This window comes from Microcystis sp. 49638_E5 (genome assembly GCF_021300285.1).
Classification (GTDB): domain Bacteria; phylum Cyanobacteriota; class Cyanobacteriia; order Cyanobacteriales; family Microcystaceae; genus Microcystis; species Microcystis aeruginosa_C.
Genome location: NZ_JAJTDH010000125.1, coordinates 1 through 7,441, shown reverse-complemented (window position 1 = coordinate 7,441; position 7,441 = coordinate 1). Strand labels below are relative to the sequence as shown.

Annotated in this window: 9 protein-coding genes; 2 read left to right on the top strand and 7 right to left on the bottom strand. The window is 42.6% G+C overall.

The window, feature by feature from the left end:
- Positions 1-133: 133 nt before the first annotated feature.
- Complete coding sequence (locus tag LW728_RS21330; protein ID WP_287768128.1) at positions 134-1,603, top strand: carotenoid oxygenase family protein; 1,470 nt, start codon at positions 134-136, stop codon at positions 1,601-1,603.
- A gap of 44 nt (positions 1,604-1,647) precedes the next feature.
- Here LW728_RS21330 and LW728_RS21325 read toward each other — a convergent pair whose 3' ends face one another.
- From LW728_RS21325 to grxC, 6 genes are all read right to left on the bottom strand, one after another.
- On the bottom strand, positions 1,648-2,523 hold the full coding sequence (locus LW728_RS21325; protein ID WP_287671357.1) for a Tab2/Atab2 family RNA-binding protein: 876 nt from the start codon (positions 2,521-2,523) through the stop codon (positions 1,648-1,650).
- A gap of 117 nt (positions 2,524-2,640) precedes the next feature.
- The gene (locus LW728_RS21320; protein ID WP_287768125.1) at positions 2,641-3,660 is read right to left on the bottom strand and encodes a glycosyltransferase; all 1,020 of its coding nucleotides are present in this window, start codon (positions 3,658-3,660) and stop codon (positions 2,641-2,643) included.
- 220 nt (positions 3,661-3,880) lie between these two features.
- Positions 3,881-4,207, bottom strand: a complete 327-nt coding sequence (locus LW728_RS21315; RefSeq protein ID WP_287768124.1) for a DUF3593 domain-containing protein — start codon at positions 4,205-4,207, stop codon at positions 3,881-3,883.
- Positions 4,200-4,511, bottom strand: a complete 312-nt coding sequence (locus LW728_RS21310) for a DUF2499 domain-containing protein (RefSeq protein ID WP_002734463.1) — start codon at positions 4,509-4,511, stop codon at positions 4,200-4,202. The genes LW728_RS21315 and LW728_RS21310 overlap by 8 nt, the downstream gene beginning before the upstream one ends.
- Before the next feature lie 142 nt (positions 4,512-4,653).
- Positions 4,654-5,637 carry a glutathione synthase gene (gshB, locus tag LW728_RS21305; protein WP_002803527.1) on the bottom strand — a complete coding sequence of 328 codons (984 nt, stop codon included), beginning with the start codon at positions 5,635-5,637 and terminating at the stop codon, positions 4,654-4,656.
- 15 nt (positions 5,638-5,652) lie between these two features.
- Positions 5,653-5,913: a glutaredoxin 3 gene (gene grxC / locus LW728_RS21300; protein ID WP_002803525.1), complete on the bottom strand. Its 261-nt coding sequence runs from the start codon at positions 5,911-5,913 to the stop codon at positions 5,653-5,655.
- Between the two features lie 471 nt (positions 5,914-6,384).
- Between grxC and LW728_RS21295 the strand changes: the two genes are divergently transcribed.
- The gene (locus tag LW728_RS21295; protein WP_002741759.1) at positions 6,385-6,825 is read left to right on the top strand and encodes a hypothetical protein; all 441 of its coding nucleotides are present in this window, start codon (positions 6,385-6,387) and stop codon (positions 6,823-6,825) included.
- Here LW728_RS21295 and LW728_RS21290 read toward each other — a convergent pair.
- Positions 6,822-7,109: a YggT family protein gene (locus tag LW728_RS21290; RefSeq protein ID WP_002763635.1), complete on the bottom strand. Its 288-nt coding sequence runs from the start codon at positions 7,107-7,109 to the stop codon at positions 6,822-6,824. The two genes, LW728_RS21295 and LW728_RS21290, sit on opposite strands and share 4 nt — an antisense overlap.
- Positions 7,110-7,441 lie beyond the last annotated feature (332 nt).

Below are 7,441 nucleotides of genomic sequence, written 5' to 3'. Positions count from 1 at the left end.
CAAGCTGTATCCTTAACAAGGGAACAGTCAAACTAGGAGCCGTGTGAGGCGAAAGTCTCACGCACGGTTCTGAATGGGAGGGGAGGTCGGTGACGACCTTCTCGACCCCTAATAATTCAAACCTAAAACTACCATGGTACTAACTCCGACAATTGGCGAAAAATCCTATAATCGTCAGGATTGGCAAAAAGGCTATCAATCCCAACCTAACGAGTACGATTACGAGGTAGAAGACATTGAGGGGCAAATTCCCCCCGATTTACAGGGTACAGTCTTTAAAAACGGCCCCGGTTTACTGGATATCGCCGGCACTGCGATCGCTCATCCCTTTGATGGGGATGGTATGATCAGCGCGATTAGCTTCAACCATGGCCGCGTACATTATCGTAATCGTTTTGTGAAAACTGAGGGTTATCTCCAGGAACAGAAAGCGGGAAAACCCCTTTATCGCGGTGTTTTCGGCACGAAAAAACCGGGGGGAATTTTCGGCAATGCTTTTGATTTGCGTCTGAAAAATATTGCTAATACTAATGTTATCTACTGGGGTGATAAATTACTGGCACTTTGGGAAGCGGCCGAACCCCATCGCCTCGATGCTAAAACCCTTGATACTATTGGTTTAGACTATCTCGATGGTATCTTAGAAAAAGGCGATTCTTTTGCCGCTCATCCTCGCATCGATCCCGCTTGTATCTTCGATAATTATCAACCTTGTCTGGTAAATTTTGCCATTAAAACGGGTTTGTCGAGTGCTATTACTCTCTACGAAATTAGTCCCACGGGTAAGTTATTACGTCGTCATACCCACAGTATACCGGGCTTTTGTTTTATCCACGATTTTGTTATTACTCCCCACTACGCTATCTTTTTCCAAAACCCGGTTGGTTATAATCCTTTTCCCTTTCTTTTTGGGTTAAAAGGTGCGGGAGAATGCGTCATCAATCAACCGGACAAGTTAACTAAGATTATTATTATCCCCCGGGATCCTAACAAAAGAGAAGTGAAAGTTTTAGAAACTCCATCAGGTTTTGTCTTCCACCATAGCAATGCTTTTGAACAAGGGGAGAAAATTTATATTGATTCTATTTGTTATCAATCCTTACCACAACTGGATTCAAATAGCAATTTTCAATCGGTAGATTTTGATAGTTTAGCACCCGGACATCTGTGGCGATTTACACTAAATTTATCAGAAAATACGGTTACAAGAGAATGTATTCTAGAGCATTGTTGTGAATTTCCCAGCATCAATCCTGCAAAAGTTGGTCGAGATTACCGTTATTTATACATCGCTGCCGCTCATCATGCCACTGGTAATGCTCCTTTGCAAGCAATCTTAAAACTGGACCTATTAACGGGAGAAAAACAATTACATTCTTTTGCTCCCCGGGGATTTGCGGGTGAACCAATTTTTGTGCCTAAACCCGATGGAATTGCTGAGGATGATGGTTGGTTATTGGTAGTTACTTACGATGCGGCCAATCATCGATCAAATGTGGTAATCTTAGATGCTAAAGATATTACTAATTCCCTAGCAGTTATCCATCTTAAACACCATATTCCCTACGGGTTACACGGTAGCTGGACTGGACAATGTTTTTAAGTTAATTCCCTAGGGGTGGGTTTTCAATCCACCTTGACTAAACTTTACTCTTGAGAGCCTTCTTGTAGTAGCCAAAAACCAGCGAAGGATTCCGATTCAGGGTTAGATTGAATGGCTAAAAAATGCAGATTATTGGCTTTTTGTTTAGCTTCTTCAAAGTTTTTGGCTTCGTTTAAAGTCTCGGCATTAGTGACGTTGACGAGAATCCAGCTATCACTAGCACCCGTTTCTAAACGTAGCAGAGGACGAGAACCAGTTTCTAACTTTAAATAGGCCATTTCTAACCCTGACATCCAACCAGCTAATGGTAAAGCACGGGGGGAAAAAATAACTAAACCGGGGATTTTTAGATTCTCATCTAATCCCATTCCTAGTATGGGCAAATTTTCTCCGAAGCTAATATCCCAATCTTTTAAATCATTAAAAGAAGACAATTCTAGCGTGACAAAGGCCCATTTATCTGCCTTATCTCCCCGGACAGCATCGGGAAGGGGAACAGCATTTAAAGGAGGATAATTCACGGAAGCGGTTTTAGTTAAATTTTGATCATAACCAACTTCTTGAGGGTAGAAATTAACCATTCTTTCTTCTATCCATCTAGTGAGAGCATGAGTGCGACGACTAGGGGAAGCGGGAATACCGATATCCTCGCAAGCTTTGCTAATCATGTTATTCATCTGACGACGGAAAAAGCGAATTTTTTTGGGAGTTCCCCCCGCTGCCTTGATAGCTGCAGTAATTGCCTCTCCCAACCATTGGGAATTAACCATAGTATTAGGACAATAACTGGCATATTTAAATATTGTATCGGAGGAGCGATCGATTGTTGCCGGAGTTTCACAGATTAATAATTCCCATCTTTTTTTATTATTTTCATCCAGCACCGGCCGCGAATAAAAATCAAGTTCCCAAATAGTCATATTTTTTTCAGTTATCAGTTATCAGTTATCAGTTATCAGATTTGAGTTTTAAGTGAACAATATTAAGTGGCAAGTTCCGAGATGTCTTTTCACTGATTACTGCTCACTGTTTACTGTTTACTGCTCACTGAAAAATCCCCTATCCCCGACAACAGTACGAACGCGGTAGATAGGACGTTTTTGGGATTCATGGTAAGTTCGCATCAAAATTTCTGCCAAAAGACCAAAACAGAGTAATTGTACCCCAGTTAAAAAGAATAACACGGCCAGGATTAACAAAGGTCGAGTGCCGATTTCTTGTCCGAAACCGAGTTTGAGAATAGTCAGATAAGTGCCTAAAATAATCCCCACTACCATGGATAACAGTCCGTAGACTCCAAAAATGTGCATCGGACGGGTGAGGAACTTTTTCATAAAAAAGACAGTAAATAAGTCCATAATCACGCGAATTGTGCGACCTAAACCATATTTACTCTGTCCGAACCGTCTAGCGTGGTGATTAACGGGAATTTCGGTTATTTTTGCCCCTTCAATAAAAGCTAACGCGGGTAAAAAGCGATGTAATTCCCCGTAGAGATTCATATCGGCCACTAATTCGGCTCGATAGGCTTTCAAAGAACAACCGTAGTCGTGTAATTTGACCCCTGTTACCTTTCCTATGATCCAATTAGCTATTTTTGAGGGTAAAAGCCGTTTTACCCGGTCATCTTGGCGATTTTTGCGCCAGCCACTCACGAGGTCATAACCTTCCTCTAATTTGGCCAATAATAGGGGTATATCATTGGGATCGTTCTGTAAATCGCCGTCGAGGGTAACGATGACCTGTCCCGTGGCATAATTAAATCCGGCAGCCATAGCGGGGGTTTGTCCGTAGTTGCGTCGCAATATCACCGCCTTGAGATCATCGCGATTTTTGGCTAAATTAGTTAAAACCTCGGTGGAACCGTCCTTAGAACCGTCGTCAACACAGATAATCTCGTAGTTAATTTGATAAGAACGCAAAATCGTGGCGATACTCTCGACGAGATGGGGGATACTGTCCACTTCGTTATAAATGGGAACCACTACCGATAAAGTCTGGATAGCAGCCTGCGGGTTTGGTTCATTGACACTGATGGACGGTGTAATCGGGTACATAGTTGACTGACGCTGGGACGTTTTGGGGCGATTGTATCACAATTCAGTTATCAGTTATCAGTTATCAGTTATCAGTTATCAGATGTGAGTTGTCAGTTCACTGATTACTGTTTACTGTTCACTGTCCACTGTTCCCTGAAAATACCCCCCACTTCCCACTTCCCACACCCTACACCCTACACCCTACACCCTACACCCTACACCCCACACCCCACACCCCTTATCCCTGTTCACTGCTCCCTGTTCCCTGTTCCCCTTTCTCTGTTTCCTTTTTGGCTAAAATTGCCTGACGAAAACCTAGGACGACGAGAATATTGGAGAGGGTGAGGAAAAGTTCGGCGCTACCGTGTAACCAATCGACGTTGGCTAATTCTTGACCATAGTGTATCTTGGCGTAGATACCGGCAGGAATGGTGATAAAAACGAATATTAACAGCACATAAAAGCCAATTAGGGCTAAATGGGGCATTTTTCCCGAACGAGTGACAAACCAAAGAAACCCCAGATAGGGAAACAGGGAAATGGCAAATAAACTCTCTTTATTCATTGTTAACGCTAATTTTACTGGAACGCCACAGCCACCAACCGGCAGCACAGAGGGTAAAATTTCCTAAGACAGTCATGGCTGCCTGTAGGGTGACTAACCAGGATAAGGCACTGATATTATCAAAAAAATGCCATGTACAGGCACACATAGCCCCAATTAAAGCGGGTAACATTCCCCAAGATAACATTCGCCACGATCGATCGCTACTGATGTCGCCATAGGTCCAGACTAACCAGATTGCCGCTATCCATTCTACGACACTCGATACATGAACTATCCACGTCGGTATTGATAAAGCATTCATTTTTTTTATAGGAGAGAGGAGACGGGAGATAGGAGACAGGAGATAGGAGACAGGAGATAGGAGATTGTTTTTATTTATTCTCCCCACTCTACACTCCCAATTCATAATTCATAATTCATAATTCCCACTCCCAATTCATAATTCATAATTTAGAATTTATAATTCCCGAAAAATTTTCTAGCCATTTAATCACCTGTTGACCTAAACTAAGATTGTTTAATCGATCGATCTCGCGAATGCCGGTGGGACTGGTGACATTAACTTCCGTCAGATAGCCACCAATCACATCTAATCCGACAAAATATAGGCCATCTTCTCGTAATTTTGGGGCTAAAGTGGCACAGATTTCTAATTCTCGATCGGTGATTTCTGTTTTTGCCACCCGTCCACCCACCGCCATATTACCGCGAAATTCCGAACCGGTGGGAATACGATTAACTGCCCCGATCGGTTCACCATTGAGGACAATAATGCGTTTATCTCCTTCTTTGGCAGCTGGTAAATAATCTTGAATCATTACCGGTTCTTGTCCCCATTTTGTGCTAATTTCAATCATTGAATTGAGATTGCGATCTTCGGGACTAAGAAATAAAATTCCCTCCCCTGCTTTGCCCCCCAAAGGTTTCATAACTGCCGCCCCTTTTTGGTTGACAAATTCCCTAATTGTCGCTTTATCTTGGGAAACAATTGTGGCGGGCATTACCTGAGAAAAATGAATAGTGTATAACTTTTCGTTGGCATGGCGTAAACCCCTAGTTGAGTTAATTACTTGGGTTTTTTGGGGGTCGATCAGGTCTAATAAATAGGTGGCATAAAGATAGGCAATCGTCACGGGTGGGTCTTTTCGCATCCAGACAAAATCGAAGTTTTCTAGGCAGGTAAAAACTGTCTCTTGTCTTTGATACCATTGAGATACAGCCACCCAATGATTATCTTTTAACTCCACGGGAACCAGTTCAATTTTAGTTAGTTTTGCCCAAGCTTTTCCCGCAATCGCACTGAGATCAGTGATGGAAGTCATCCAGACTTCATGGCCTAATAATTGGGACGCTTCCATGATAGCTACACTGGTATCATGGCCCGGCTCTAAATACTCGATCGGATCGATAATAAAGGCTAGTTTCATTAATAGTTTTTATCCTTAATTCTGCAACAGGGGAGCCAAACCACCACTTCTATCTAAAGCATAGATGTCATCGCAGCCCCCGATGTGTTGATCGTTTATAAAAATTTGTGGTACACTTGTACGACCATTGGCTCGATCGGACATTTTGGCTCGCGCTCTTTCATCACCATCGATACAATATTCGGTAAACTCCACCCCTTTTTTCTTGAGTAATGCTTTAGCGCGGATACAGAAAGGACAGGAACTCCAAGTATAGATCTCAACATTAGCGGCCATAAAATTTATCTCCCTTCTTTACATATCTTAAATTTTAGCCGATAACCGAGCAGTGATCTTCCTTCAGGTCAGAAAACGCCAATTAGGGCGATTCCACTGATATATTCCTTGTATTTCCTATTCTTCACCGTTTTGAAAGCGAATACGGCAACTAACAGGGGGGGAGTCATCCTCACTTTCATTTACGGCGTTGTCAGATCAGAATAGGTAAAGATGCAATGCAATCCTTGCTATCAAAGTAATTTCAGTTCCGGTGCTGATTCGGAGCATCTTTCAATTTGACAACGCCCATTGTAGGGCTAATTCATGAATTAGCCCTACACCTATTACCTCACAGGTAAACCCGTCGCAACTATCGGGAGCGTCTGTGGGAATCCATTCCCATGAGAGTCCTAAAAAAGCTGATTTCAAAGGGTGACGATCCACGATAATCTAAGTATTGGGGAAATCATACCGTAAAATCACTCTTCTATGACACCACGCTCGCTCACCGTTTTGCTGCTTTCTGTTCTTTTCTGGCTGTCTAGCTGGCTTATCATCCCTACTGCTCAAGCTTTGACCCCAATTCAACTATTAGATGTATCTTATAAAGACTGTCCCCCCGAATTAGCCGAGGGGAGTGTCACCAGTGGGGGAACCAGTTTTCCGGCTAATTGTTTTTTAATCACCGGCAAAGCTAAAAATAATTCTGGAAAAACCGTCTATGATGCCGATGTTTTTGGTCGGATTTACGATGCTAACGGGGAACCGGCTTTACAAAATCGTAGCCGAGTCGGGGCAATTCCCGAAGTGCCACCGGGGATTAGTGATTTCGAGATCAGAATTTCTGTTTCTACCAATCAACCAACCCCCTTGCGACTGGAAAAATTCAAAGCTTCCGGTTTTACCAGTAGTGTGGATCCGCGGATTTAGAAACTGCTACTGACCAGACTGCTGGCCCCTGTGGCTACGACACTCTGAACGACGTTGAGCAGCAGGAAAGCGAGGATCGGGGACAAGTCCATCCCGCCTAGGGGTGGGATAATCGAGCGAAAGAGGTTTAAATAGGGATCGGTAATCGGACTGAGAAAAGACATAATCTGATAGGCCCAACCGGCATTTTGGAACCAAGTCAGTAAAACCCTAACAATTAGGATTACCGAGTAAATTTGCAGGAAATTGTTGATTATCGTCAAAATAAACCCTATATCGCTCATAAATAAATCTTTCCTCAAGAGGGCGTGATGGTTAGTTTAGCTTTGATCTTACCAAAAAAATAGTCTTTAGTTACTCTCGCCGCCCTATCTTGGTGGTTTTAACTGGCTATCGGCATTCATCGGGGTTGACGGACACCGGCTAAGAAAACTGGATATAGCATTTACATTTGAGACGTGGAAACCAATTTCTGAAAAAAATGCTATAATCTAAGTCAATATTTTAATAACTTTAATTATGGACAAGGCTCAGAAAATCAAAAAAGATATCGAGGAACTAGATAAATGGATTAAAACGAATCCAGATTCAAGAGAATTAAAAAGAGCTATTGCCG